Here is a 24822-nt window from a genome sequence, read left to right on the forward strand (position 1 = left end):
TCACGGAGTGCGGCCTCAGGCCGCGTACAGGTCGAAGGTGGAGCTGCGGCGGGGTCCGGCCACCACGTCCAGTGCCGGGTCCACCCGCAGCATCGCCTGGTGCAGGCGCTGCAGTTGCTGCGAGGGCTCGACTCCCAGTTCGCCGATCAGCCGGGCCCTGAGCCTGCGGTACACGTCCAGCGCGGTCGCCTGCCGGCCCGAGCGGTACAGGGCGACCATCGCCTGCGAGTGCAGGCCCTCGTGCTGCGGGTTCCTGGCCATGAGCTCGGTGAGCTCGGCGAGGAGCTCGGTGTGCCGGCCGAGCCTCAGGTCTACGTCGATGCGCCGCTCGGTCGTCACGAGGCGGCTCTCCGCCAGCCGCAGCACCTCGATCTCCAGGATCGGTCCCACGCGCACGTCCACCAGCGCGGGCCCCTGCCACAGGCCCAGCGCCTTGCGCAGCAGGTCCGCCGCGCGCTCGTCGTCACCGTCGTCGAAGGCCTGCTGGCCGCCGGCGACGAGGGCGTCGTAGGCGTGCACGTCCACGGACTCCGGCGGGATCTGGAGCAGGTACCCGCCGTGCCGGGTGGCGAGCACGTCCTTGGCCGTGCCCGGGGCGCCCGGCCCCATCGCGGTCCCCAGCCGGCGGCGCAGCTGGAGGATGTACGTCTGCAGGGTGGTCAGGGCGCTCTCCGGGAGCTTGGTCCCCCAGATCTCCTCCATCAGGGTCGGCACGGGCATCACCCGGCCCGGGTAGAGCGCGAGAAGCGCCAGGATCTGACGCGGCTTGCCTGCCGTGGGAACGATCGATGCCCCGTTGACCTCGGCACTCAACGGACCCAGAACCTGAATCTTCACGGTCTCCCGTCTCCCCTCCGTATTTCGTCGACATACTCTCGGTTTTCAGCATTCGACCGGATGACGATAAGTCAGCACGGGGCCTCATCACCGAGATCTCAAGCCGACGTCGAGCAGAACTCCGCAGCACGCGAACATTTGACGGATTCCACCCACATGATTCCGGTTAAGATTCAAACCCCCGGAATCACAGGCGTGAGAGCCTGGGTCACACCCTTCCGGTTCACGCCTCGAAAATTCCTTTGAAGGATTTTTCACCACACCTTCGAAGCAGTCCGGCACACCGCCGCGGCAATTAAGCGGACTGCGATCTTCGATTACTGGATCAGCCGACCTGGGCGAGCCGCTTTCGGGCGGCCGCCGGGGTCGCCGCCGGGTTTTCCGGGCCGGTCATCAGGATCGACCGCTGGAGGCTGCGCAGGGCGGAGGACGGCTCGATGCCGAGCTCGCGCACGAGCGTGGCGCGCAGCCGCTGGTAGACGCTGAGCGCCTCGCCGCGGCGGCCGGAGCGGTGCAGGGCGAGCATGAACTGCCCGTGCAGGTTCTCGTGGATGCGGTAGCGGCTCGCCAGGACCGTCAGCTCCGCGAGGAGCTCCCGGTGCCGGCCGAGCTTGAGATCGGCTTCGATGCGCTGGTCGAGGGCGCACAGCCGGGTCTCTTCCAGGCGGCGCGTCTCCATGTCGAGCTGCACCCCGCCCTGCACGTCGGCGAAGGCCGGCCCCGACCACAGGGCGAGGGCCTCGCGCAGCAGCCGCGCCGCGCCCGCCGCGTCGCCCGCGTCCATCGCCCGGTAGCCCAATCCGGCCAGCCGGTCGAATTCACGGACATCGCTGGTCCCGCCGGCGCTGTTCAGCATGTAGCCGCCGGGCAGGGTGACGAGCACGTCCTTGGGCGTCCGGCTGCCGTCGGTGTCCTTGAGCGCCGTCGCGATCAGGGCCCGCAGCTGGAGCACGTACGTCTGCAGGGTGGTGCGGGCGCTGCGCGGCGGCTCGGCGCCCCACAGTTCCTCGATCAGCGCCGAGACCGGCACGACCTGGTCCGCGTGGAGGGCGAGCAGTGCCAGCACCTGCCGGGGCTTGGCTGCGGTCGGCGTGATGGAGACCCCGTTCTCCCGCACGGCCAGTGCGCCCAGTACATCGATGTCCACGCCGTACTCCCCTGCTTCGTCCATGGATGAGCCCTTGACTTTCGCTGGAATGAGCAAAAAACAGCTGAGCCGGTTTGTCAATACCAAACCGGCTGTGCCGTTTCTCTCGGCCTGTGGTCACGCAAAACGACCAAAACAAGCTCTGACCTGCGGATTCAGCCTTCAGAAGGGGCTCTGGAGCCGCTTTCAGGGGCCCTCAGATCCAAGAAAAAAACCCCTCGGGAAGATCGCCGAGGGGTATGGGGGCGCCAGAACCAACCGACTGGTCCGGCCATCCGGTCGCATTGATCTAGGTCGCGTGGGACGTACGGGCCGAGCCGGATCCGGCGGGGAGCAGCTCCCCGAGCGAGCCGTGCGCGGCGATCCGCGGGAGCACCAGCTGCCAGTACCGGGTGACGGAAGAGGGTCCGAAGCGGTGGGGTTCGCCGGCTCCGAGGACCCCGAAACCGACCATCGCCGCCACGACGGCGGCGGCCGCCGACCGCGGGGACACCCCGTCGGCCAGCCGGCCTTCCTCGTGGGCGGCCCGGAACATGGACTCGACCCAGCGCTGCCACTGCACGCGCAGGTCCCATCCGGCTCCGCCGCCGCGGGCGGTCAGGGTGACCGCCCCGGTGCCCGCGCAGAGCCCGAAGCCCGCGCTGACGACGGGATCGCGGGCCAGCAGCTCCATGAGCTCGTGCGTGGAGTCGACGAGCGCCTGGAGGGCGTTGCCGCCGGAGCTCCGGGACACCGTGATCGTGCGCAGGGTCGCGGAGGCGCGGTGCGCCACGGCTTCCGCCAGCGCGGTCTTGCTCCCGAAGTGGAAGTGCAGCCCGCCGGCGCTGACGCCGGCGCGCTTGCTGATGGCCGCGATGGAGGCGGTGACGAACCCCTCCTCGGCGAACACCTCGGCGGCGGCACGGACCAGGACCTCACGCGTGCGGGCAGCACGTTCCTGCTTGACCATGAGAACTCCACAAACCGCCCTAGCGGTTTGCCGTGGGCTGGACGTCCGCCCATGTTCTGTGCCGATCGTCGAAGCGGATCTGAGTCCTCCTCGAGCCCGGCTCAGGTGTGGGCGTGCTCCTCGACCGACGCGGCCGCGGCCGCCTCGTCCAGCAGCCTGATCTCCGCCGCCACCTGCGAACCCCGGTTGGGCCCCAGATCCAGCCGCGCCAGCACGGCGGGCACCGCGACGCTCGGGTAGAAGTGCTGGTAGAAGACCGAGACCCGGTACTCGATGTCCGCGCGGTCGGTCAGGGTCTGCGAGTAGATCTGCACCCCCGCCCAGCCGGCGGACAGGGCCCAGGCCGCCTCGGCGGTGTTCACGTGGGGGAGCAGCTCCCCCTGCGCCTTGGCCTGGAGGATCACGTCCTCGGTCACCTGGATCCAGCCGGGCACGGATCCGCCGCCGAAGATCTCGCGCATGTCCGGCCCGAGGGACAGTCTGGTACCCGCGCTGAGCAGGGGGTTGTGGCGCACCCGGTATGCGAGCACCATGCCGAGGTCGAAGAGTTCCTGGAGCTTGACCTCGCGCGGCGGGACGGTCCCCTCGGTGAACTGCTCGTCGAGGATGCCGCGTGCCAGGTCCTGCTTCGAGGCGAAGTGAAAGTAGAGCGCGCCCTTGGTGACCCCGGCCTTGGCGAGGATGTCCGCGATGGTCGCGGCCTCGAAGCCCCGTTCGTCGAAGACTGCCGCTGCCGCTTCCAAGATCACACGACGCGTGCGCACTGCACGCTCCTGACGTGCCACGATGCCTCCGATACACAGTGGGTGAACTACGGACGGATCCCCTAGAGGACCCCCTCCCCCCATTGAAACCAACCAGAAGGTCCGTATTTTATCAACCCGCAAACCATAACGCCTACACGCGCGCGAGCCACCCTCCACTCCCCCTGAAGGACACGCGCGGTGACGGGTTTGTTGATCATGAAGGCCCACCGGCGCCGGGTGCCCGCTCGAAGATGACTCGCAGTCACCCTGTGAAACAACCGCCCGGTCGGTTCTTTATCTGGCCCACATGGCTTGATTTACCCCCCTCTCGACCACCCCTCTGATAGGCCTCCTACCCCGCAGTTACCCCTGTGCGGCCTGCGGCCGAAGTGCGGGCGTGGCATGCGGGCCGCCGTCCCCGCCTGGGTTCGACGGGGGCGCGTTCGATAAGTGGAACGCCGTATTTCCTTGCAAATAAAACCGGAGAGTACGTATCTTACGTCTTCAGAGTGCTCGTTTCATCCGTCACCTCGGCTCTGCGGAGAGGTCCATGACCCTGCTCACGTTCGAGAACAACATCACCGCACCGGCTACCCCGCGCACGGCGGGCGGTCAGTGGACGACGCGCTGTAACGACACCCAGCCGCTCACCAGCACCGTTCCCCGCGAGTACGTCCACCGGAGCGCGGTCGCCGAGGTGTTCCTGACGGGTTACGAGCGCATCGGCGACGACGTCTTCCGGGTGAGCGCCCAGTGGCCCCGGGCCCACACCTTCTTCACGAGTGCGGACGGTCTCAGCCACGACCCGGTGCAGGCCGCGGAGACCATCCGCCAGTCGGCCCTCCTGCTGGCCCACGCCGAGTACGGCGTGCCCCTCACCCACAACGCACTGGTCTGGAGCCTCGGTTTCAAGACCGAGCCCGCCGAAATGCTCATAGGCGCCAGCCCCAGTGATCTCGAAATGATCGTGGTCTGCCGGGACTTCGCCTGGCAGGGCAACCGCTTCTCGGGCTTCATCGAGGTGACGATCCGGAGGGGAGACCGGATCGCCGCCACCGGTACGGGGCTCTTCAGCTGCGTGTCCCCGGCGGTCTACCGCAGATTGCGCGGGGACTACGCGACCGCGTCCTCCGCGGCGCTCCGCTCGGACCCGCGCCCGGCCCCGGTCCCCGCCGAGCTGGCCGGCCGGGTCTTCCCGTCCGACGTGGTCCTCTCCGCCGGCGACCGGCCGGGCCGCTGGCTGCTCAGCCCCAACTTCGGGCACCCGGTCCTCTTCGAGCACCCCAACGACCACCACCCGGGCATGGTCCTGATCGAGGCCGCCCGCCAGGCGTCCTGCGGTGTCCTGGAAGGTGAACCCTTCAAGCCGACCGGCATCGACACCTTCTTCCACAACTACGCCGAGCTCGAACTCCCCTGCTGGATCGAGACCGAGCTCGCCCACTCGACGGACCCCGCCGTCCGCGTGGTCCAGGTCACCGGGTACCAGGGCGAGGTGAAGACCTTCGAGGCCACCGTCACCGGAACCGTCTGAACCCCCGCGGCCCCGCCCCCCACGGACCGGTCAGAGCCCCAGCCGCTCCCTGTACCAGGGGGCGTACGCCTCGAACCCGTCCGGAAGCCGCGGCCCGGGTCCGGCACCGACCAGCTTCCACAGCGCCCCGCTGTCGTACCAGTGGTCGGTGGTCAGCAGGGAGAGCCTGCGCCGGGTGGCCGGATCGCCGGCCGCCCCCATCCGCTCCAGCGCCTCGTCGAGGGTGATGTCGCCCTCCGGCAGGGGCATTCCGAGCGCCCGCCCGACGGTGGTGATCAGCTCCCGGGAGGTCACGGGCTCCGGATGACTCGCGTGCAGCACCTGCCCACCGGGCACTTCGGGCAGCCGGGCCAGGTGCGCGACGGCTCCCGCGAGCGCGTCCACGGAGATCATCGAGATCCGCGCACGGCCGCCGTCCACCCAGTTCGGCAGCCTTCCCATCAGCTGCACCAGTGCGGGAACAAGCCAGATGTCGCCACGACCGTAGACGAGGTGCGGACGCAGCACCGTTCCGCCCGCCGCGAGGACCATCCGCTCGCCCTCCAGCCGCGTGACGCTGGTCGCGGAGGAGGGCCGTTCCTCCAGCTCCCCCTCGGCCTCGCCCCGGTGCGGAACGTCCCGGTACACGGCGGCGGTGCCCAGTTGCACGAAGCGCCGTACGCCGGCCCGCGCGGCTTCCGCCAGCAGCGCGCGGGTCCCTTCGGCGTTGACCGCCCGGCACTCCTCCTCGGTGCCGCCGATGCGGGCGGCCAGGTGCAGGACGGTGGTGACGCCCTCGCAGATCCCGCGCAGCGAGGCCGGATCGGTGAGGTCGCCGGTCACGACCTCGGCTGCGTCCGCGCCGGCCGGTGCGTGCCGGTGATGGGTGAGCAGCCGCAGCGCGGGCCCGTCGCCCGCCGACAGCAGGGCGCTCACGTGGGAGCCGACGAAGCCGGCGCCGCCCGTCACGAGGATCCGCTCGGGTGTCAACTGCTGCCTTCCGCCGGTGCCGTGGTGCCAGGTCACCAGTTTATGGCGGCCCGCGCCGGACCGTACGCTGAGAACATGATCAGCTCATCACTCCGTCTGGTGCCCGTCACCGAGGAGAACTTCGAAGCGGTGTGCGCGGTACGCGTCGCCCCGGCCCAGGAGCACCTCGTCTCCCCCGTCGTGAAATCGCTGGCGGAGGCCTACGTCCACGGACCGGTGGCCTGGCCGCGGGCCGTCGTGGACGGCGACGAGGTGGTCGGCTTCGTCATGGCCTTCGTCGACATCGTGTGGAACCCCGCGAAGGACCCGGACGAACGGCGCTCCGGCATCTGGCGGCTGAACGTCGCCGCCGGCCACCAGGGCAAGGGCTACGGCCGGTTCGCGGTGCGGGCCGTCCTGCGGGAGCTCCGTGACCGCGGCGCGGCCGAGGCCTACGTCTGCTGGAGCGGTGCCGAAGGCACCCCCGAGCCCTTCTACCTGGGGCTGGGCTTCCAGGTGACGGGCGAGCTCAGCGGCGACCAGACGGTGGGCGTCCTCCCCCTCGTCTGACCGCCAGAGGACACGGGCGGACGGCACTCCTCAGGGGAGCACCACGGTGCGCCCCGGTGCCGCCGTGACCGGAGCCGCCCCCGCCCGGAACTCCTGCGGGCTGACCCCCCGTACCCGCTTGAAGGCCGCCGACAGCGCGAAGGGGCTGCCGTAGCCGACCCGGCGGGCCACCGTCGCGACCGTGGCGTCCGGCTCGCGCAGCAGGTCGGCGGCCAGTGCGATGCGCCAGCCCGTCAGGTAGGCGACCGGCGGCTCCCCGACGAGTCCGGTGAAGCGGCGGGCCATCGAGGCCCGCGACACCCCGGCCTTGCGCGCGAGTTCCGCGACCGTCCAGCCGTGCGCGGGGTTCTCGTGCAGCAGCCGCAGCGCCACCCCCACGACGGGGTCGCCCTGGGCCCGGTACCAGGCCGGGGCCCCCGCTCCGGGGGCGGCGAGCCAGGCCCGCAGGACCCCGATCAGCAGCAGGTCGAGCAGCCGGTCGAGGACGATCTCCTGACCCGGCTCGTCCCGGGACACCTCCGAGGCCAGCAGCGTGATCAAGGTGGCGTCCGCGGTGCCCGCGGGGCGTACCAGCACCGTGGGCAGGGCGCCCAGCAGCCGCCGTCCGATCTCGCTGGGCGCCTGGTAGGTACCGCTCAGCAGCACCACCGACCGGGGGCCGACGGCCGGTGCGCCCCAGGTGCGCACGCCCAGCGCCATGCTGTCGGTGACGTCCTCGCCGTCCCCGGTGCTGCACCGCTGGTCAAGGCCGACGGTGACCAGCACCGGAGTGTCCGGGGCGTCCGCGAGGGTGTACGGCACGGGTCCGCGTACGACGGCCACGTCACCCGGCCCGACCAGGACCGGCTCGCCCCCGTCGGGCAGCAGCCAGGCCGCTCCCCGCACCGGTGTCATCACCGACAGCGGGGCCCGGTCCTCGACCCGCAGCGACCAGGGCGGGTCGAAGACGGACTTCAGCAGGAAGGCGCCGCGGGCCTTGGGCCCGTCGAGCAGTCCGGTCAGCGTGTCCATGCCCCCATCCTCCCCGTCGCGCGCTCCGCCCTCACCGGCTCAGACGTCCCAGACGCCGGTGGCGGCCGCCTCGCGGGCGTAGTCCGCGAAGTCCTTCGGCGCGCGCCCCAGGACCTCCTCGACACCGTGGACCAGGTGCGCGTTGCGCCCGTCCAGGATCAGCGCGAACAGGTCGGCGAAGTCCTCGGGCAGACCGTGCTCGCGCAGCACCGCCCGGTATTCGGCGTCCGGCACCGGGACGTAGGCGATCTCCCGGCCGGTCGCCCGCGACAGTTCGGCGGCCACGTCGGTGAAGCCGAGCAGGCGCGGTCCGGACAGCTCGTACGTCCTGCCGACGTGCCGGTCGTCGGTGAGCGCGGCCACCACCACGTCGGCGATGTCGTCGGCGTCGACGAAGGGTTCGACGGCGTCGGCCGTCGGCAGGGCGATCTCCCCGGCCCGTACGGCGTCCAGGAAGAAGCTCTCGTCGAAGTTCTGGTTGAACCAGCTGGCGCGGACCACGGTCCAGTCCGCGCCGGAGGCCTTCAGCAGGTGTTCGCTGTGCTCGGCGGCCTCCTCGCCCCGCCCGGACAGCAGCACCAGCCGGCCGGCTCCGGCGGCCACGGCCACCTCGGCGAACGCGCCGACCTGCTCGGCCGCCCCGGGGAAGGCGAGGTCGGGGTGGTAGGTGACGTACACCCGGTCGACGCCTTCCAGCGCCGGCCCCCAGGTGGCGGGCTCGTGCCAGTCGAAGGCGGGTGCGCCGCCGCGCGACCCGATGCGGACCGCCCGGCCCTGGAGGGACAGCTTCTGCGCGACCCGCCGGCCGGTCTTGCCGTTGCCCCCGATGACGAGGGTGAGCGGCCCTCCGACGGAAGCGTCAGCGGCAGTCAGGTCGTTCGTCGTCTCGTTCTCGTTCGTCGTCTCGTTCTCGTTCTTCGTCATGCCCTCAGTCAACCGCCGCTCCGCGAGACGGAACATGGCCGAGGAGCTCACCCGCATACGCGTGCGTCCACCGCCCCGCACGCCGCTACCGCTCCGCGTGCTGCCCCTCCTCCGCGAGGGTGTGGGCGACCAGCGCGTTGGCGTGGCCGTGCCCGATGCCGTGCTCGGCCTTGAGCCAGGAGACGAGCTCCATGTGCCGGGTCAGCGGCGAAGAGCGGATGAGCGTCTTCCACTCCTCGACGGGACGGCCGTACTTCTTCTCGATGGAGGGGAAGTAGCTCGCGGGGCCCTTCACAGGCTCGGTCATGTCCGGTTTCCTTCCGCTGCGCGCGCGGTTCGTCCGCCGCTCTCGGATGTATGACCGGCCCTCCGCCCGGAACTCATCGGTGCCGCGGCGAAAACTTCGCGCGGCTCCGGAAACTTGCTCCGGTGCCCCCTCAAGGGCGGCCGCGGACAAGGAATGTGATCACATGTCCGTATGACGAGGACTCTCTACCTGCTCTGTTCCGCCGCCCCGCCCGTCTTCGACGTGGCCCACGTGATCGAGGACGCCCAGTCGCGCGGCTGGGACGTGTGCGTGGGCCTGACCCCGACGGCGGCGCGGTGGGTGTCCGGGAGCCTCGACGGTCTCGCCGCGCTGACCGGCAATCCGGTGCGCTGGCAGTACAAGATGCCCGGGGAGCCGGACGTGTGGCCGGCCGCGGACGCCCTGCTGTTCGCGCCCGCCACCTTCAACTCCGTCAACGCCTGGGCCCTCGGCCTCACCGACCGTTTCGTCGTCGGCGTCGCCGCCGAGGCCCTCGGCAAGGGCACCCCGGTGGTCGCCATGCCCTGTACGAACGCCGCGCTCGCCGCGCATCCCCAGTTCGAGCAGTCGCTGGCGGTGCTGCGCGGCGCGGGCGCCGAACTCCTCTACGGTGAGGGCGGGTTCGTGCCCGGCCCGGCCGGACCGGACGCCCCGCCGCACTTCCCCTGGCAGGTGGCGCTGGACGCCGTGGACCGCACCGGCACCGCCCCGGCCTGACGGGCCCACCGCCCGGGCCCCCGGTTCTGAGGGGCGGCCCGCCCGCCGGCGGCTACTCGCCGGTGGTCCCGTCGATCGCCTCGCGCAGCAGGTCGGCGTGCCCGTTGTGCCGGGCGTACTCCTCGATCATGTGCGCCAGCACGTAGTGCAGGGAGTACCCCTGGTCCTCGTACCGGCCCTGCACGTCGAGGGATTCCGCCGCGGCCACGACGGCCCGGGAGCGCGCGCAGGTGTCCTCCCAGATCCTGAAGGACTCCTGCGGGTCCGCGTCCTCGACGTGGAACTCCGTCCGCTCCCCGGCCTCGTTCTGCGGGAAGTAGCCGCGTACGTCCTCGCCGCCCACGACGTTGCGGAACCAGCCGCGCTCGACCTCCGCGAGGTGGCGCACCAGCCCGAGCAGGCTGAGTTCCGACGGGGGCACGGCCTTGCGCCGCAGCTGCTCGGGGGTCAGTCCCGCGCACTTCATCATCAGGGTGTCGCGCTGCCACTGCAGGACGCTGGTGAGGGTCTCGCGTTCGTCGCCGGTCAGTACGGGCCGGGTCCGCTGTTCGTCGTTCACCGGGTGATGATCACACCCGTACGGGCGGCCCCTCGCGGAGTTTCACATGCCGGACGTCCGGCCGGACGCGGCGAGCTCCCGGAAGAAGCCGCGGATGTCGTCCACCAGCAGGTCCGGCACCTCCATGGCGGGGAAGTGCCCGCCCCGGTCGTAGGAGGTCCAGCGCACGATCGAGTCGGTGCGCGCGGCGACGTGCCGCAGCGGGATGAAGTTGTCCCGGGGGAAGTCCGCGAGCGCGGTCGGGGTGGCCGACACCTCGGGCGGCTTCCCGTGGTGGTCCGCGTGGGCCCGCTCGTAGTAGATGCGGGCGGCGGAACCGGCCGTCCCGGTGAGCCAGTAGAGCATCACGTTCGTGAGCGTGCGGTCCCGGTCGAGGGGGCAGCGCGGGTCGCTCCACTCGGCGAACTTCTCGCCGATCCAGGCGAGCAGCCCGGCCGGGGAGTCGTTCAGCCCGTACGCGAGGGTCTGCGGCCGGGTCGCCTGGATGTCGGCGTAGCCCTGCCGTTCCCGCGCCCAGACGCGGTACCGCTCCCAGGAGGCCCGCGTGCGGTCCCGTTCGGCGGGGCTCAGCGGGGCCAGTTCCGCCTCGGTGGGCTCGGTGGTGGCGCCGGCGCCGGGGATCAGGTTGAGGTGCACGCCGATGACCCGCTCGGGCCGGATGCGGCCGAGTTCGCGCGAGATCGCGGCTCCCCAGTCACCGCCCTGGACCCCGTACGCCGGGTAGCCGAGCCGTTCCATCAGTACGGCGAAGGCGCGGGCGACCCGTTTGAACTCCCAGCCCCGCTCGGTGGTGGGTCCGGACAGGGTGAAGCCGGGAATGCTGGGGAGCACCAGGTGGAAGGCGTCGGCGGGGTCCCCGCCGTGCGCCCGCGGATCGGTCAGCGGGCCCGCGACCCGTTGGAACTCGACGAACGATCCGGGCCAGCCGTGGGTCATCAGCAGCGGTGTGGCGTCCGGTTCGGGGGAGCGCAGGTGCGCGAAGTGCACCCGGGTGCCGTCGATGACGGTGGTGAACTGCGGCCAGTCGTTCAGCCGTGCCTCGGCGGCCCGCCAGTCGTACTCCTCGCGCCAGTACCGTACGAGCTCGCGGACCTCGGCCAGCGGGATCCCGTAGTCCCGCCCGGCCCCGTCGAGTTCGTCGGGCCACCGCACGCGCCGCAGCCGCGCCGCGAGGTCGTCGAGGTCCTCCTGCGGCACGTCGAGCCGGAACGGAACCAGTTCCCCGCCAAGATCTTCCATGCCCCCCACGATGCCACCTGGCCCCGGCGGCCCGGGGCCCGGGTCAGGCCGCGTACAGGTCGAAGGTCGAGCCCCGCTTCGGTCCCGCCGCGACGTCCAGCGCCGGGTCCACCGCGAGCATCGCCTGGTGCAGCCGCTGCAACTGCGGGGACGGCTCGACGCCCAGGTCCCCGATGAGCCGCTGGCGCAGCCGGCGGAACACGTCCAGGGCCGCCGCCTGCCGGCCGGACCGGTACAGCGCCACCATCATCTGCGAGTGCATGCCCTCGTGCTGCGGGTGCCGCGCGGTCAGCTCGGTCAGCTCGGCGAGGAGCTCGGTGTGCCTGCCCAGCCTCAGGTCGACGTCGATGCGCCGCTCCATCGTGACCAGGCGGCTCTCCTCCAGCCGCAGCACCTCGATCTCCAGGACCGGCCCCACGCGTACGTCGACCAGCGCGGGTCCCTGCCACAGCGCGAGGGCCTCCCGCAGCAGTTTCGCCGAGCCCTCGTCGTCGCCGTCGTCGAAGGCGGCCTGTCCCCGCGCGACCAGCGTGTCGTAGGAGTGCACGTCCACGGATTCCGGCGGCACCTGGAGCAGGTAGCCGCCGTGCCGTGTCGTGAGCACCTCCTTGGCACCCCCGGGCCGGCCGGGCCCCATGGCGGTGCCGAGCCTGCGGCGCAGCTGGAGCACGTACGTCTGCAGGGTGGTCAGCGCGCTCTGCGGCAGGTTCTGGCCCCAGATCTCCTCCATGAGGGTCGGCACCGGCATCACCCGCCCCGGATACAGCGACAGGAGGGCCAGGATCTGCCGCGGCTTGCCCGCCGTCGGCACGATCGAATCTCCGTTGACCTCGGCGCTCAACGGACCCAGAACCTGAATCCTCACGGTCTCCCCCTCCGCACTCCGTCGAGTCGCCTCGATCGCTTCCGACTTACCTTGACCTGCGAAAACAATCACTCATTGCCCGGCTCCGCGCGGACGGCCGCGGTGGCGGCTACGCCCCGGTCCCCAGGAACTCGTAGCGCCTTTCCACACCGATCGCGCGGGTGCGCGCGCCGACTGCGCCCGTCCGGTACTCCCCGACCCGCTCTTCGCCCACCAGGCTCGGCAGCAGCAGCCCCCACAGGGCGGCCACCTTCCGCTGGAGTTCCCAGTACGACAGCCCGGTTCCGGCCAGTACCTCGATCCCGCAGAGCGCGGCGGCCACCAGTGCCTCGGCGCTCTCCCAGCGGTCCACGGCCGGCATCCCGTCCCCGTCGCCCGCGCCGGTACCGATGCCGGCGGGGGGTTCGTCCACCGGCAGTTCGCCGGTGTCCCGCGCCATCCGCAGCAGTTCGCTGACCGCGGTCAGCCAGGCCCCGTGGAAGTCCACGGCCGTCAGGTGCTGTCCCGCGCATTCCTTCGTGATGCGGAAGCTCGCCGGGATCGCCGGGTCCTCGTGCAGCATCCGCGCCAGCCAGTGCGTCGTGTCGATCAGCGCCTGCAAGGGGGAGGCTCCGCTCTCCCGCAGGCCGCGCACCGCTTCGTGCAACAGCCCGCACCCGCGCTGCTGTACGGCGTCGGCGAGCTCGTCCTTGGAGGCGAAGTGGAAGTACAGCGCCCCCTTCGTCACCCCGGCCGCGCCCGCGATCTCGCCGAGCGTCGCGTTGGCGTATCCGTTGCGGTGGAACATCTCGGCCCCGGCGAAGACCAACCGCCTACGGGTCCGCTCCGACCTCTCCTGCACCGCTCCGTCTCCTTCCGCCCCCGCTGCGTCCACGCCCTGTCCCCACCCCGGCTCCGGTCGGCACCGGCGCCGGCTCAGGCCCGCACGAGCCGCTCCGACCGCGCTCCCGTCCCGGCGGCCAGGGGCACGGCGGGCGCCATGCCCTCCGGGCCGGCCATCAGGATCGACCGCTGCAGCCGGCGCAGCGCGGGCGACGGCTCCAGGCCGAGGTCCCGTACGAGCGTGGCGCGCAGCCGCTTGTACACGTCCAGCGCCTCGCCGCGGCGGCCGGAGCGGTGCAGGGCGAGCATGAACTGCCCGTGCAGGTTCTCGTGCGTGCGGTAGCGGCTCGCCAGGACGGTCAGCTCGGCGAGGAGCTCCCGGTGGCGGCCCAGCTTCATGTCGGCCTCGATCCGCTGGTCGAGGGCGCACAGCCGGGTCTCGTCGAGACGGCGCGTCTCCATGTCGAGCTGTACCCCGCCCTGCACGTCGGCGAAGGCCGGCCCCGACCAGAGGGCGAGGGCCTCGCGCAGCAGCCGCGCCGCGCCCGCCGCGTCGCCCGCGTCCATCGCCCGGTATCCCATGCCGGCGAGGCGGTCGAACTCGCGCACGTCGCTGGTCCCGCCGCCGCTGCTGAGCAGGTAGCCGCCGGGCAGGGTGACCAGTACGTCCTTCGCGGTCCGCGTGCCGTCGCCGCCCTCCAGGGCGGTCGCGATGAGCGCGCGCAGCTGGAGCACGTACGTCTGGAGGGTGGTGCGGGCGCTGCGCGGCGGTTCGACGCCCCACAGTTCCTCGATCAGCGCCGAGACCGGCACGACCTGGTCGGCATGGAGGGCCAGGAGGGCCAGGACCTGCCGGGGCTTGGGGGCGGTCGGCGTGATGGAGATTCCGTTCTCCCGCACGGCCAGTGCGCCCAGTACATCGATGTCCACGTCGTACTCCCCTGTCCTTGGATGAGTCGCAAGATTCAGTAGAAAACAGTCCCAGCGGTTTGTCAATACAAAACCGGTTGCGCCGTTTTCCCCGTGAAGGCACTCCGGTTACGCTCGAAAAGTGACCTTGACCTGGGGTTTTAACCGAAACGCAGGCGTTCCGCGGGGGACGCTCCCTCTCTCGGACCGGCTCTCAGCAGGGCCATCTAACACCCAAGAGGGGGATTAAATCAAACCGTTCAGTTTGTTTCGTGCTCGTCTGGGCGGTCTGCCGGTCCGTGTTCCTTCCCGGCGATGCCGGGGAGGAGGACGGACCAGACCCGGGTGAGGGTGGGGGCCGTGAACCAGTCGGGGTCGGCGGTGCCCAGCACCTCCAGCCCTACGAGCGAGGCGACCACCGCCGGCGTCACGTCCCGCGGGGTGACGCCCTCGGCGAGGAGCCCCCGCCGGCCGGCGGCCTCGATCAGCTCGCCGGTCCATTCCCGCCACTGGCCGCGCAGGTCGACCCGGCTGCGGTGGGTGACGTCGGCGGACAGCGCGAAGCCGGCGCGTACGACGACGTCCCCGGCGAGCAGCGCCATCAGCGTGTACGTCGAATCGACCAGTACGGTCAGCGGGTTGCCGGAGCGGCCCGGTTCCCCGGCCGTGCGGATGATCACCCGCAGCGCGGCGGCGGCGCGCCCCTCGACCGTGGAGGCGAGCTCGTCCTTGCCGCTGAAGTGGAAGTGGAGGGCGCCCGAGGTCACCCCTGCCCTTCCGCTGATCCCGGCGATCGAGGCGGTGGCGAAACCCTCCTCGGTGAACACCTCGGCGGCAGCGCGCACCAGGGATTCCCGCGTGCGTGCCGCACGCTCCTGCTTGACCATTGGGGGCTCCACACACCGCATTCGCCGCATTCGCGGTCATCCCCGGAACAGGGGTTCTGGATCCAGGCGGCCACAGTCGGCGCCGCCGCCGGAGGCAGACCGGACTATCGCCGGAGCCCCTGAACGCACAACCGGTCAACGGGTACGTAATAGCTTCTGACCAGGGATCACTCTGTTCAAGGTTGCCGTGTTACGTTCACCGGATGATGACGACGGACAGCACGGGAACGCTTGCGGGTAGATCTGCGTTGATCACCGGTGCGAGCGCCGGGATCGGCGCCGCTGCTGCACGCGTGTTCTGCCGGGAGGGTGCGTCGGTCACCCTCATGGCCCGCCGCGAGGCGGAGCTGGCGGCGCTGACCGAAGAGCTCCGCGCCGCGGGCCACCAGGCTCGCTACGTCGTCGGCGACGTCTCGCGTTCCGAGGACGTGGCCCGCGCCGTCGAGACCGCGGTGACCGCTTTCGGCCGGCTGGACGCCGCCTTCAACAACGCGGGTACGGGTACCGTTCCCGCCCCCATGCACCTCCTCGACGAGGAGGCGTACGACACCGTCATGGACACGAACGTCCGCGGCGTCTGGCACTGCATGCGCCACGAGATCCGCGCCATGCTGGAGTCCGGCGGCGGCGCCATCGTCAACAACAGCAGTACCGCGGGTCTCGTCGCGACCCCCGCCGCGTCCCCGTACATCGCCTCCAAGCACGCGGTCCTGGGCCTGACCAAGGCCGCCGCCTCCGAGTACGCGGACCAGAACATCCGCATCAACGCCATCGCGCCGGGCACCACCCGCAGCGAGCTGATCGACTTCTGGCTCCAGCAGAACCCGGACATGGAGCAGATCCTCCTCAACTCGGCCGTCCTGCCCCGCATCGCGGAGCCGGAGGAGATCGCCGAAGCCGCGGCCTGGCTCTGCAGCGAACGCGCGTCGTTCGTCGTCGGCACCACCCTCTCGGTGGACGGCGGCTGGACCACCCGCTGACCCTCCCCCACCGTTAACGCCGTTAACGCTCCCCGCCGTATCACCGTTAACGGCGTTAACGCCGTTAATCGGAACCCACTCCCCCACTTAACGGCGTTAACACCGCCGGCCCTCCCCCATGCCCGGAAGCCCAGCAATAAGTAACACCGCAAACCCTCCCAGCCGCCCCCAAACCCCCACCTCCCGCTGCCATAAAAGTACTTGGCGACTGGTTTTCTTTGAGGCGGCAGCACTACATTGAGCCCGTACCACCGGACAGGACTGGCATCAGGAGAACCCACGTGGCGAGGGTCAGGCAGGGACGAGCCGAGATCACCCGGCAGGCCATCCTCGACGGGGCGGCCATCGCCTTCGATCACGGCGGCTTCGGCGGCACCAGCCTCAGCGACGTGGTCAAGCACGCCGGAGTGACCAAGGGCGCCCTGTACTTCCACTTCCAGTCCAAGGAAGCCCTCGCCCGCACCCTGATCGACGAGCAGTTCCAGGTGGCCGAGGGGGTCCCCGAGATCGAGGACCCGGGTCTCCAGACCGTCATCGACCTGACCCACCAGATGGCGTCCGGGCTGCGCAGCAACGTCCGCGTCCGCGCCGGGATCCGCCTCGTCATCGAGTTCGGATCGTTCACGCACCCCGACCCGTCGCCCTACAACACCTGGATCGACACCTGCCACGGATGTCTGACGCCGGCCCAGGAACGCGGCGACGTACTGCCCTCGCTCAACACGTACGACCTCTCGACGCTCATCGTCGGCTCGTTCACCGGCATCCAGGTCACCTCCCACGTCCGCACCGGCCGCGAGGACCTGCACGCCCGGGTCGACGACCTGTGGAACCACCTCCTCCCCGGCATCGTGCCCGCCGACCGCATCGCCCGCTTCGATCCCTCGGGCTCGCCCGGCTGCCGGGCCCTGCTCTGCCCGCCGGCCGACGACATCCCGCACTCCCGCTCCCAGAACCCCGGGGCGGTCGCGGTCGGCTGACGACACGACAGGGCGGAACGACAGACGGTACGACAGGGCGGCCTCGCACACGCCGTGGTGAACCACGGGGGTGCTCGCTACGGCGGGTGCGAGGCCGCCCTGTCGCATCTCTGCCCACTTCGTTAGCAAAACTCTGGCGTGGCGCTCACGAACACCCAAGAACGTTAGTAAAGTCCCTCTCATGACTTCGCCCTCGTCCCAGAACGACCGAGACAAGGTCGTCTCCAAGCTCCCCCCGTGGCTCCGTCAGGAGTTGAAGATCCGCACCGCCCAGCTGCGGATCGACATCCAGGACGCCGTCCACCAGGGCATCGCCCACTGGAGCGCCCTCGCCTCCGCCCCCTCCCCCGTCGACACCTCCGGCGCCGAGTCGTTCTCGACGTGGCTGCCCGTCGGCCAATGGGAGTCGTTCCGTACGGACTCCAAGGACCGCGGCGTCTCCCTCACCCAGGGCCTCGCCCAGGCGGTGCGCCTCTGGCTGGAGATGAACCCGGCCCCCACCGTCCAGCGGCCGGCGGTCGTGCGCCGCATCGTCGTGTGCAACCAGAAGGGCGGCGTCGGAAAGACGGCCGTCACCGCGGGCACCGCGGAGGCCCTCGCGGAGGATCCCTCGACCCTCCACCCGGTCCGCATCGCCCGCCAGCTGGCGCGCCTGGTCCCGGCCGAGGGCCAGGAACACCCGGACCAGGCGGTGCCCTCCACCACGCCCCTGGACCTCGAAGACCTGCCGGGCCTCGGCATGCGCGTCCTGCTCGTCGACTTCGACCCGCAGGGCCACCTCACCAAGCAGCTCGGCCAGCAGCCGCTGCCCATCGGCGGCGACAGCCTCACCTGCCACATGGCGGGCGAGGCCAAGGGGCCCCTCTCCGACCTGATCGTCGCCATCCCCGACGAGCGTTTCGGCGACCGGCTGCACATCCTGCCCGCGTGCACGGACGCCTTCCTGCTCGACGTCCGTCTCTCCACCGTCCGCGCCCGCGAGGCCGCCCTCGAACGGGCCCTCGCCCCCGTCGAGTCCGACTACGACGTCATCCTCATCGACTGCCCGCCCAGCCTCGGCCTCAGCATGGACGCCGCCATCTACTACGGCCGCCGCCGCGACGCCGAACAGCCGGGCGCCTCCGGGGCCCTGATCGTCGTACAGGCCGAGGACTCCTCGGCCGACGCCTACGATCTGCTCACCTCCCAGATCAACGATCTGCGCGACGACCTCAGCCTCGACATCGACTACCTCGGCCTCGTCGTGAACCTCTACGACGGCCGCCGCGGCTACATCGCCACTTCCTCCCTCCAGGCCTGGATGGACATAAAGGATCCGCGGGTCGTGGCGATCGTCCCCGACCTCAAGGAACAGCGCGAAGCCGTACGTGTGAAGCAGCCGCTGTTCGTCTACGCACCCAAGGGCGACCAGGCCGTCGCCCTGCGCGCGCTCGCCAGGGAGATCTCATGAGCAAGGCCGACAAACTCGGAGTCTCGGCTTCGTTCGCCCGGGCCCAGCCGGTCGGCGTCAGCTCGCGCCGCGCGGCCATCGCCGAGGCGACGGGCGCCCCGACCTCCGGGGTCGTCCCCCCGTCGGAGGTGCCCATCGAGGCCCTCGCCCACAACCCCTTCAACCTCCGCGAGGACCTCACGGACCTCGACGAGCTGGCCCAGTCCCTCACGGTGCGCGGCCAGCTCCAGCCCCTCGCGGTCGCCACCCGCATGGCGTTCATGGAGGCGCACCCGGGCCAGACCGACGGCCTGGGCCGCGCCCCGTACGTGGTCATCGACGGCAACCGGCGCCTGGCCGCCGCCCACCTCGCCGGTCTCAAGACGATGCACATCCACGTGAACGACTCCCTGTCCGCCTCCGCGGCGGACATCCTCGAATCGGCACTGATCGCCAACGTGCACCGCGTCGACGTGGCCCCCATGGACCAGGCCCGCGCCCTCCAGGAACTCGTGGAGGTCCACGGCTCACAGGCCCAGGTCGCCAAGCGGCTCGGGAAGACGGCGGCGTGGGTGTCCCAGCGCCTGACCCTGCTCAACCTGACCCCCACCCTCCAGGAGAAGGTGGAGACGGGCGAGCTCAAGGTCGAGCCGGCCCGCCGCATCGGCCGCCTCCCCCAGGAGCACCAGGCCGCGGCCGCCGACGAGACCATTAACGCCGTTAACCCCCCGCGCCAGCGCACCCGCCCGGCGCCCCCGACCGTTAACGGCGTTAACGCCGTTAACGCCCCGAAGCCGGCTCCCGCCCCCGCCCCGTCCCCCCGCATCACGATCTCCACCCACTCCCCGGAGACCATCGCGGACGCCCTCACCGCCCACCTCACCCCGGACGACCTGAAGGCCGTCACCGAACTGCTGATGCAGCGCATCTGAGCCGGGCACCCACGCCGGGGGCGTTAACGGCGTTAACGGCGTTAACGCCCCCACGTGCGTTTCAGGTGCGTTCAACAGTGCGGTTCACATAAGCTGCACCCGGAGGTAGTGATGAGCGAGATGAACGAACAGACCGCCCTCTTCGCAGCGGTCGACGCCCTGCTGGAAGAGGCGGCCGCGCAGGACGGGCTTCCCCACCCGGACGAACGCAAGCGCCTGCGCGAGGCCGCCGGTCTGAGCCAGGACCAGATCGCCAAGGCCCTGTCCGTCCGCCGCGAGACGGTCACCTCCTGGGAGACCGGCCGCACCGCCCCCCGCCCCCCGAAGCGCGCCGCCTACGCCCGCCTCCTCGAAGGCCTCGCCGCCCTCCACCCCATTAACGGCGTTAACACCGCCACCCCCACACCCCCCGCCCCCGGCGAGGCCGCCAACACCACACCCACCGAGCCAACCCCGAACACCATCCCCGTTAACGGCGTTAACGCCGTTAACGCCGCGGCTCCCACCGAGCCCACCCCGGACCCCACCGTTAACGGCGTTAACGCCGTTAACGCCGAAATCCCCACCCCGCCCCCCAGCCCGGCACCCGTTAACGCCGTTAACGCCCTCAACCCCGCACCCCCGGTCACCCACCCCTCGCCGGCCCCCGCCCCCCAGCAGGCACCCCACCCCCGAGCACCGCAGGCACCCGCACCCCGGACCTCCCGCCCCAAGCCTCCCCTCCCCCTGGACGGCCACGGCCCCCTGGCCGTCCTCGACGGGACCGGCCACGCCCACGCCGCCGGCGGTCTCGTCCTCCCCCACCCGACCTCCGGCCTGCCCGACCTCATCACCTGGGCCCTCGGCCCGGACGCCGACCTCCGCGCGCCCCGCCTCCACCGCAACGGCAAGGACGGCGACCCCCTCCTCGTCCTCACCCCCGCCGCCACCGAGGCCCTCGGTCTCCCCCTCACCCTGGAAGACCGCCGCGCCCTGCGCCTCCCCGACCACCACCCCGTCGTGAAGCAGCTCGCCAAGGCCAAGTGGCAGCTCACCCGCCGCGGCTTCGGCCCGTGGGCCCGCGTCTACCGCCCCGCCACCCCCGGCACCGGCCGCCAGTGCGTACAGCTCGCCGTCCTCCCCTGGGGCGCCCTCGACGCCCGCGCCTGGGGCGAGGACACGCCGGACCTCCCCGCGCCCGAACTCGCCGAGCTGCTGACCACCTACGCCGCCCGCGTCCTGACCCCCCGCGGTTCGACCGCCGTCACGGGCCTGGAACTCATGACGGCCCTGCGCCCGCCCACCCGCGCCGCCCGCGACGAAGCCACCCGTACCTGGGTCTCCGCCCCCGTCGCCGGATCGCTCACCCGCCCCGTCGACCCGGCCCCGCCGGAGGCCCCCGACGAACACCCCGTGGTCGCCGCCCTGTACCCCCGCGCCCACCAGCGCACCCCCGACGAGGTCCTCGACGAGGAGGCGTACGACTGGATCCGCGACCCGGAACTCCTCACCGACGCCGAGTGCACCCGCACGCACGCGGTCGGCATCGACGTCAACATGGCCTTCGCGGCGGCCGCGAACCGCCTCCCGGTCGGCACCGGCCCGGCCATCCACACCACCTCCCCCCGCTTCGACCCCAAACTCCCCGGCTGCTGGCTCGCGGACCTCTCCTCGATCGAGCTCGACCCGCGCCTCCCCAGCCCCTTCACCCCGCACGGCAAGCGGCCCACCGGCCCCGCCTGGTACGCGACCCCGACCCTCGCCTACGCCCAGGAGCTCGGCCACGACGTCCACCCCACCGAGGCCTGGATCCGCCCCGAGAACGGCCCCTACCTCGACGCCTGGTACACCCGGCTCCGCGACGCCTACCTGGCGACCATGGCCGACCTCGGCGTCACCCCGGCCCTCACCGAGCCCGAGTTCCTGCGGGCCATGGCCGCGTACAAGGAACACCCCCGGGGCAGCGCCACGGCCGTCCTGTCCGCCATCAAGTCGACCGTCAAGGGCGGCATCGGCAAGCTCCGCGAACGTCCCCAGGGCGCCGGGTACCGCCCCGGCGAAGCCTGGCCGGCCCTCGAACGCCCCACCTGGCGCCCCGACATCCGCGCGGCCGTCATCTCCACGGCCCGCGTGAACATGCACCGCAAGATGCAGAAGCTCGCCACCGCGGCCGGCCTGCACCCCATCGCGGTCCTCTCCGACTGCGCGGTCTACCTCTCCGACGGCCCCGGCCCCCTCGACTTCCTCCCCCACACCCCCGAGGGCAAGCCCCTCCCCGGCGGCTTCCGCCTCGGCGTCAGCCCCGGCATGGTCAAGCACGAAGGCACCCAGCCCCTCCTGTGGGCCGTGCAGATGCTCGACGAACGCCTCAACCCCGCCCGCCACATCAAGGGCCACGACGCAGCAGCAGACGGCGAGTAATCCATGTCCGACATCTCCGACAGCCTCACCAAGGCCGACGAACTCCACTTCACCCGCCCGATCCCCAGGTCCGCGGGCGCCCAGATGCGCTTCCTGGTGAAACAGCTCAAGTCCACGAAATCGGCGGCGAGCCTCCTGGGCATCTCCCAACGCACGGTGGAGCGCTACGTCAAGAACCAGCTGAAGCAACCCAAGCCGGAACTCGCGGCCCGCCTGGAGGCGGAGGTACGCCGCCGCTGGCAGCCCCTGGTCCGCAAGCGCGCCCGCGCCAAGGCCGCGGCCACGACCGGACTGGTGATCGAGACCCGCGCCCGCTTCGGTTTCACCGCCGCCCCCGGCACCACCGACGACGGCCGCATGCGCCGCATCACCCAGCACCTGCCCCCCGAGTACGCGAGCCGCCTCTTCGCCGCCCAGGACACCGGCGCCACCGAGGCCCAGCTCCGCCACATCACGGCCGAGGCGCTCCAGGAGATCTACTTCAAGGACAACGGCGCCCGCGCCACGGCCCTCCTGGTCGAGTTCACCGACATCGACTACGTCGACTTCGCGTTCTGACGTTCCCTCGGCAGACCCAAAGGGCCCACAAGCCCGTCTGCGCCCCTGAAAACCCAGGAGGGCCCCGGGATAAACCCGGGGCCCTCCAACGCCGCTGAGACCCCCTCAGAGGCCCTCAGCGACCGCACTACCCGACGGCGTGCAACGTCCTGCGCCGCTTCGACTCTGCAGCCTTCTTCGCCGCGGCCTGCGCCGCCCGCTTCTTCCGCTGCTCGGCCAACTGGTCCTGGTACGCCGCCACCGCCTCGTGGTAGCTCGCGACGTACCCGCGCGCGTCCAACCGCTCCTCGGCCGGCATCCCGTTGACCGCGGCCACGGCGTCCTCGAACGAGTTGTACCCGGCCAGCATCGGATTGATCTGGTAGACCCCGTTCCTGACCTTCCGCACCAGCTTCGCGAGCTCCAGGCTCCGCAGCGCGGCGTTGACGCTCGGCCGGCTCAGCTCCAGCAGCCCCCCGATGGTGGCCTGATCGATGAGGATCCGCCCCCCGGGCTCGCTCAGCGAACGCAGCTTCAGCAGCACGCGGTACGCCGCAGGCGGAAGGTCGAGGTCGGAGAGAAGCCCGTCGGCGTTGACCGCAGCGAATCGCAAGGTGCTCACTGAGCTGTCCCTTCTTCCTTGCGCTGCGCCCGGCTCAGCCGACGTGCAGCGCGCTCTTTGGACCGTTCGGCCCGCAGTTCCTCGATTGCCTGCCGCATGTGGTCCAGCGACGGGAACCGCACCAGGTCGGGCAGGCTCGTATCGCTGCGAATCTGCGAGATGGTGCTGTGCTGCTCCACCTTCACGAACTCACCCGCCGTCTCCGTACCCGGGATGAACTCAGCCACCCGGTAACTGTAGGGCGGGTTGAACTGGTACACACCCCGCCGCACCTTGAAGACGATCCCATGAGACATGACGGTGTGCAGCGCCTCCGACGTCTTTGTCCGACTGACGTCAAGGATCGTAGCCATCTCCTCCTGGGTAAGTGGAATCCGCCCCCCCGCCCGTTGGCAAGCAATGAGCAGCAGGATCAGCCTCAACGGCAGCGCTTCACGGAAGTACTGCGCGATGACCAGGAAGAACTCCAGGCTGTCCATCGAAAACGCATTTGGCTGACTCTGCGTCCCGTAGAACTCCAGCGGCTTGCGCTCGCCGTCCAGCGTGAGCTTCCGGCTCGGATACCGCCTGGCAAGACTGTCCAGGTCCTTGACCGGAGCCAGCGGCTGACTCCACGCCGAAATCGCGTCATCAACGGGGAGATCAGGACGCGGCGCGCGCGACGGACTCGGCCGGCGGCGCTGTGGCTCTGATGACACGAGGATGCTCTCCACTTCGTTGATCTGCAGAGAGAGTATGTCAACAAGGGTGACACTAATGTCACGCTCGTTGACGTTCGGCGTGTCTTGTGTCCCCCCAGGAGGGACACATCTCAGCCACCCCCCTCCCTCAGCCCCCACCGGGGGCCCTCCCCCAACCCACCCCTGCACCGACGCAGTTCACCGACACATCTCCGGAAGAACGTCAGCCTACCTGACGTTTTAGCCCAAAAACCGTCAGTCTCCCTGACGTTTTGCCGTCGCTCTGTCCCCCCACCAGCGACACATCGCCCGAGTTATGTCCCTCCTGAGGGGACATAACTTTCCCCCCGCACCCCGCCTGACCTGCGCAAACGCATCTCCGTACCCTCTATAGGCCGTCCCCTGCCGCGCTGCGCGCACTGAACGCCGTCGTGAACCCCCAAGCAGAGCCACTCCCCTGACCCCCCAACACCCAGACCCCCGCCAAACAACCACCGGACAGCGTGTCCATAACCACGCAGAATCTGACTGATTCCTATCTCTATCCCCAGATCACTTTGAAGCACTACCCCCCAAACCATTAACGCCGTTAACACCCCCACACCTCTCCCCGAGATAACTCTGAGCACTCCTCAAGCAAACTCCAACCAACCCCCAATCCCACCCAAAAACCTTCAGCACAAAGCGCCCCTCCACCCTGACCTGCTATTTCCCCCACTCCATCCCACAACTAGAGAACTGCTCCTCCCAGTCCAACCACCTCTCCTCCCACCCCCTTTAGGTAACTAAAAGTCACTGACCCCTCACACCCCCAACCCCCAAGCGATGACAAACCGAACGTTCAATCTGACGGTGTCTGACAACACCACAGAACTGACAGACCATCTGAGACCACCTGAAGCACCCAACAAAACAACCCCACGGCCCACCAAAGCCCCAGCCTCACCAACGAAACCCCCTCCAACTCAGCTAAGCCCGTGGCTTCCGAGCTCGGGAGCTCCCAAGCCCCACCAAGCGAAACCCACCAGCCCCCAGCGGAGCAGGGCCCTTTCCCAGCCGCGGAGCGGCTGGACCCGGCCAAAGGCCGGCCCTGGCGAGGCGAAGCCTCGCCCCGCCGAGCGCAGCGAGGCGGTCTCCCTTCCCAGGCGCGCAGCGCCTGGGAACCCGGCCAAAGGCCGGCCCTCGCGAGGCGAAGCCTCGCCCCGCCGAGCGCAGCGAGGCGGCCTCACTTCCCAGGCGCGCAGCGCCTGGGAACCCGGCCAAAGGCCGGCCCTCGCGAGGCGAAGCCTCG

At 70.7% G+C, this 24822-nt stretch carries 25 protein-coding genes; 9 read left to right on the plus strand and 16 right to left on the minus strand.

The features are described 5' to 3' along the window. Nucleotides 1-15 precede the first annotated feature (15 nt). The 4 genes from AC07B0_RS39235 to AC07B0_RS39250 all read right to left on the minus strand — a co-directional run bounded on the left by AC07B0_RS39235 (nt 16) and on the right by AC07B0_RS39250 (nt 3697). On the minus strand, nt 16-837 hold the full coding sequence (locus AC07B0_RS39235) for an AfsR/SARP family transcriptional regulator (protein WP_356879429.1): 822 nt from the start codon (nt 835-837) through the stop codon (nt 16-18). Nucleotides 838-1162: 325 nt separating this feature from the next. Then, a complete protein-coding gene (locus tag AC07B0_RS39240) occupies nt 1163-1984 on the minus strand; it encodes an AfsR/SARP family transcriptional regulator (protein ID WP_356879521.1) in 822 nt (273 codons plus the stop codon). Between the two features lie 289 nt (nt 1985-2273). Beyond that, nucleotides 2274-2933, minus strand: a complete 660-nt coding sequence (locus tag AC07B0_RS39245; RefSeq protein ID WP_356879427.1) for a ScbR family autoregulator-binding transcription factor — start codon at nt 2931-2933, stop codon at nt 2274-2276. 101 nt (nt 2934-3034) lie between these two features. Continuing rightward, a complete protein-coding gene (locus AC07B0_RS39250) occupies nt 3035-3697 on the minus strand; it encodes a ScbR family autoregulator-binding transcription factor (protein WP_478900465.1) in 663 nt (220 codons plus the stop codon). Between the two features lie 532 nt (nt 3698-4229). Here AC07B0_RS39250 and AC07B0_RS39255 point away from each other — a divergent pair. After that, the gene (locus AC07B0_RS39255; protein WP_356879423.1) at nt 4230-5213 is read left to right on the plus strand and encodes a ScbA/BarX family gamma-butyrolactone biosynthesis protein; all 984 of its coding nucleotides are present in this window, start codon (nt 4230-4232) and stop codon (nt 5211-5213) included. 30 nt (nt 5214-5243) lie between these two features. Here the strand turns inward: AC07B0_RS39255 and AC07B0_RS39260 are convergent, their stop codons facing one another. Beyond that, on the minus strand, nt 5244-6218 hold the full coding sequence (locus AC07B0_RS39260) for an NAD-dependent epimerase/dehydratase family protein (protein WP_469383662.1): 975 nt from the start codon (nt 6216-6218) through the stop codon (nt 5244-5246). Nucleotides 6219-6257: 39 nt separating this feature from the next. Here AC07B0_RS39260 and AC07B0_RS39265 point away from each other — a divergent pair, with 39 nt between their 5' ends. Beyond that, nucleotides 6258-6731 (plus strand): GNAT family N-acetyltransferase, encoded by a 474-nt coding sequence (locus tag AC07B0_RS39265; RefSeq protein WP_356879419.1) that lies wholly within the window; start codon nt 6258-6260, stop codon nt 6729-6731. A gap of 30 nt (nt 6732-6761) precedes the next feature. On the opposite strand, the gene AC07B0_RS39270 is transcribed toward AC07B0_RS39265, so the two are convergent. The 3 genes from AC07B0_RS39270 to AC07B0_RS39280 form a co-directional block, all read right to left on the minus strand. After that, complete coding sequence (locus AC07B0_RS39270) at nt 6762-7742, minus strand: AraC family transcriptional regulator (RefSeq protein WP_469383660.1); 981 nt, start codon at nt 7740-7742, stop codon at nt 6762-6764. 39 nt (nt 7743-7781) lie between these two features. Continuing rightward, nucleotides 7782-8666 carry an NAD(P)H-binding protein gene (locus AC07B0_RS39275; RefSeq protein WP_478900468.1) on the minus strand — a complete coding sequence of 295 codons (885 nt, stop codon included), beginning with the start codon at nt 8664-8666 and terminating at the stop codon, nt 7782-7784. Between the two features lie 85 nt (nt 8667-8751). Continuing rightward, nucleotides 8752-8973, minus strand: coding sequence for a DUF4287 domain-containing protein (locus tag AC07B0_RS39280; protein ID WP_356879415.1), 222 nt, complete (start codon nt 8971-8973; stop codon nt 8752-8754). Nucleotides 8974-9144: 171 nt separating this feature from the next. Between AC07B0_RS39280 and AC07B0_RS39285 the strand changes: the two genes are divergently transcribed. Beyond that, a complete protein-coding gene (locus AC07B0_RS39285; RefSeq protein WP_356879413.1) occupies nt 9145-9690 on the plus strand; it encodes a flavoprotein in 546 nt (181 codons plus the stop codon). A 52-nt stretch (nt 9691-9742) separates the two neighbouring features. Here the strand turns inward: AC07B0_RS39285 and AC07B0_RS39290 are convergent, their stop codons facing one another. The 6 genes from AC07B0_RS39290 to AC07B0_RS39315 form a co-directional block, all read right to left on the minus strand. Then, nucleotides 9743-10249 carry a DinB family protein gene (locus AC07B0_RS39290; protein WP_356879411.1) on the minus strand — a complete coding sequence of 169 codons (507 nt, stop codon included), beginning with the start codon at nt 10247-10249 and terminating at the stop codon, nt 9743-9745. A 42-nt stretch (nt 10250-10291) separates the two neighbouring features. Further along, nucleotides 10292-11488 carry an epoxide hydrolase family protein gene (locus AC07B0_RS39295; protein WP_478900469.1) on the minus strand — a complete coding sequence of 399 codons (1197 nt, stop codon included), beginning with the start codon at nt 11486-11488 and terminating at the stop codon, nt 10292-10294. Nucleotides 11489-11531: 43 nt separating this feature from the next. Continuing rightward, the gene (locus AC07B0_RS39300; protein ID WP_356879407.1) at nt 11532-12353 is read right to left on the minus strand and encodes an AfsR/SARP family transcriptional regulator; all 822 of its coding nucleotides are present in this window, start codon (nt 12351-12353) and stop codon (nt 11532-11534) included. A gap of 109 nt (nt 12354-12462) precedes the next feature. Then, on the minus strand, nt 12463-13194 hold the full coding sequence (locus AC07B0_RS39305) for a ScbR family autoregulator-binding transcription factor (RefSeq protein WP_356879405.1): 732 nt from the start codon (nt 13192-13194) through the stop codon (nt 12463-12465). A 74-nt stretch (nt 13195-13268) separates the two neighbouring features. Then, complete coding sequence (locus AC07B0_RS39310) at nt 13269-14105, minus strand: AfsR/SARP family transcriptional regulator (RefSeq protein ID WP_478900470.1); 837 nt, start codon at nt 14103-14105, stop codon at nt 13269-13271. A gap of 239 nt (nt 14106-14344) precedes the next feature. Then, nucleotides 14345-14971, minus strand: coding sequence for a ScbR family autoregulator-binding transcription factor (locus tag AC07B0_RS39315; protein WP_478900471.1), 627 nt, complete (start codon nt 14969-14971; stop codon nt 14345-14347). A 206-nt stretch (nt 14972-15177) separates the two neighbouring features. On the opposite strand from AC07B0_RS39315, the gene AC07B0_RS39320 reads away from it, so the two are divergent. The 6 genes from AC07B0_RS39320 to tpg all read left to right on the plus strand — a co-directional run bounded on the left by AC07B0_RS39320 (nt 15178) and on the right by tpg (nt 22250). Beyond that, complete coding sequence (locus tag AC07B0_RS39320; protein ID WP_469383716.1) at nt 15178-15951, plus strand: SDR family NAD(P)-dependent oxidoreductase; 774 nt, start codon at nt 15178-15180, stop codon at nt 15949-15951. Between the two features lie 281 nt (nt 15952-16232). Continuing rightward, complete coding sequence (locus AC07B0_RS39325; RefSeq protein ID WP_356879399.1) at nt 16233-16931, plus strand: ScbR family autoregulator-binding transcription factor; 699 nt, start codon at nt 16233-16235, stop codon at nt 16929-16931. A 181-nt stretch (nt 16932-17112) separates the two neighbouring features. Further along, nucleotides 17113-18381 carry a ParA family protein gene (locus AC07B0_RS39330; RefSeq protein ID WP_469383641.1) on the plus strand — a complete coding sequence of 423 codons (1269 nt, stop codon included), beginning with the start codon at nt 17113-17115 and terminating at the stop codon, nt 18379-18381. Then, on the plus strand, nt 18378-19292 hold the full coding sequence (locus AC07B0_RS39335) for a ParB/RepB/Spo0J family partition protein (protein WP_469383639.1): 915 nt from the start codon (nt 18378-18380) through the stop codon (nt 19290-19292). The genes AC07B0_RS39330 and AC07B0_RS39335 overlap by 4 nt, the downstream gene beginning before the upstream one ends. Nucleotides 19293-19412: 120 nt before the next feature. Then, the gene (gene tap / locus AC07B0_RS39340; protein ID WP_478900472.1) at nt 19413-21692 is read left to right on the plus strand and encodes a telomere-associated protein Tap; all 2280 of its coding nucleotides are present in this window, start codon (nt 19413-19415) and stop codon (nt 21690-21692) included. Between the two features lie 3 nt (nt 21693-21695). Next, on the plus strand, nt 21696-22250 hold the full coding sequence (gene tpg, locus AC07B0_RS39345) for a telomere-protecting terminal protein Tpg (RefSeq protein WP_356879393.1): 555 nt from the start codon (nt 21696-21698) through the stop codon (nt 22248-22250). A 127-nt stretch (nt 22251-22377) separates the two neighbouring features. Here the strand turns inward: tpg and AC07B0_RS39350 are convergent, their stop codons facing one another. After that, nucleotides 22378-22851 carry a MarR family transcriptional regulator gene (locus tag AC07B0_RS39350; RefSeq protein WP_356879392.1) on the minus strand — a complete coding sequence of 158 codons (474 nt, stop codon included), beginning with the start codon at nt 22849-22851 and terminating at the stop codon, nt 22378-22380. Continuing rightward, nucleotides 22848-23564: a hypothetical protein gene (locus tag AC07B0_RS39355; RefSeq protein WP_030242136.1), complete on the minus strand. Its 717-nt coding sequence runs from the start codon at nt 23562-23564 to the stop codon at nt 22848-22850. Before AC07B0_RS39355 ends, AC07B0_RS39350 begins: the two co-directional genes overlap by 4 nt. Between the last annotated feature and the right edge of the window lie 1258 nt (nt 23565-24822).

The sequence above is a fragment of the Streptomyces sp. NPDC044704 genome (assembly GCF_056433525.1).

What these genes read in the sequence shown, in the direction of transcription:
- AC07B0_RS39270 (WP_469383660.1), bottom strand. Translation starts at nt 7,742, where the DNA reads ATGGACACGCTGACCGGACTGCTCGACGGGCCCAAGGCCCGCGGCGCC.
- tap (WP_478900472.1), top strand. Translation starts at nt 19,413, where the DNA reads ATGAACGAACAGACCGCCCTCTTCGCAGCGGTCGACGCCCTGCTGGAA.
- AC07B0_RS39265 (WP_356879419.1), top strand. Translation starts at nt 6,258, where the DNA reads ATGATCAGCTCATCACTCCGTCTGGTGCCCGTCACCGAGGAGAACTTC.
- AC07B0_RS39245 (WP_356879427.1), bottom strand. Translation starts at nt 2,933, where the DNA reads ATGGTCAAGCAGGAACGTGCTGCCCGCACGCGTGAGGTCCTGGTCCGT.
- AC07B0_RS39335 (WP_469383639.1), top strand. Translation starts at nt 18,378, where the DNA reads ATGAGCAAGGCCGACAAACTCGGAGTCTCGGCTTCGTTCGCCCGGGCC.
- AC07B0_RS39295 (WP_478900469.1), bottom strand. Translation starts at nt 11,488, where the DNA reads ATGGAAGATCTTGGCGGGGAACTGGTTCCGTTCCGGCTCGACGTGCCG.
- AC07B0_RS39280 (WP_356879415.1), bottom strand. Translation starts at nt 8,973, where the DNA reads ATGACCGAGCCTGTGAAGGGCCCCGCGAGCTACTTCCCCTCCATCGAG.
- AC07B0_RS39315 (WP_478900471.1), bottom strand. Translation starts at nt 14,971, where the DNA reads ATGGTCAAGCAGGAGCGTGCGGCACGCACGCGGGAATCCCTGGTGCGC.
- AC07B0_RS39275 (WP_478900468.1), bottom strand. Translation starts at nt 8,666, where the DNA reads ATGACGAAGAACGAGAACGAGACGACGAACGAGAACGAGACGACGAAC.
- AC07B0_RS39285 (WP_356879413.1), top strand. Translation starts at nt 9,145, where the DNA reads ATGACGAGGACTCTCTACCTGCTCTGTTCCGCCGCCCCGCCCGTCTTC.
- AC07B0_RS39320 (WP_469383716.1), top strand. Translation starts at nt 15,178, where the DNA reads ATGACGACGGACAGCACGGGAACGCTTGCGGGTAGATCTGCGTTGATC.
- tpg (WP_356879393.1), top strand. Translation starts at nt 21,696, where the DNA reads ATGTCCGACATCTCCGACAGCCTCACCAAGGCCGACGAACTCCACTTC.
- AC07B0_RS39255 (WP_356879423.1), top strand. Translation starts at nt 4,230, where the DNA reads ATGACCCTGCTCACGTTCGAGAACAACATCACCGCACCGGCTACCCCG.
- AC07B0_RS39330 (WP_469383641.1), top strand. Translation starts at nt 17,113, where the DNA reads ATGACTTCGCCCTCGTCCCAGAACGACCGAGACAAGGTCGTCTCCAAG.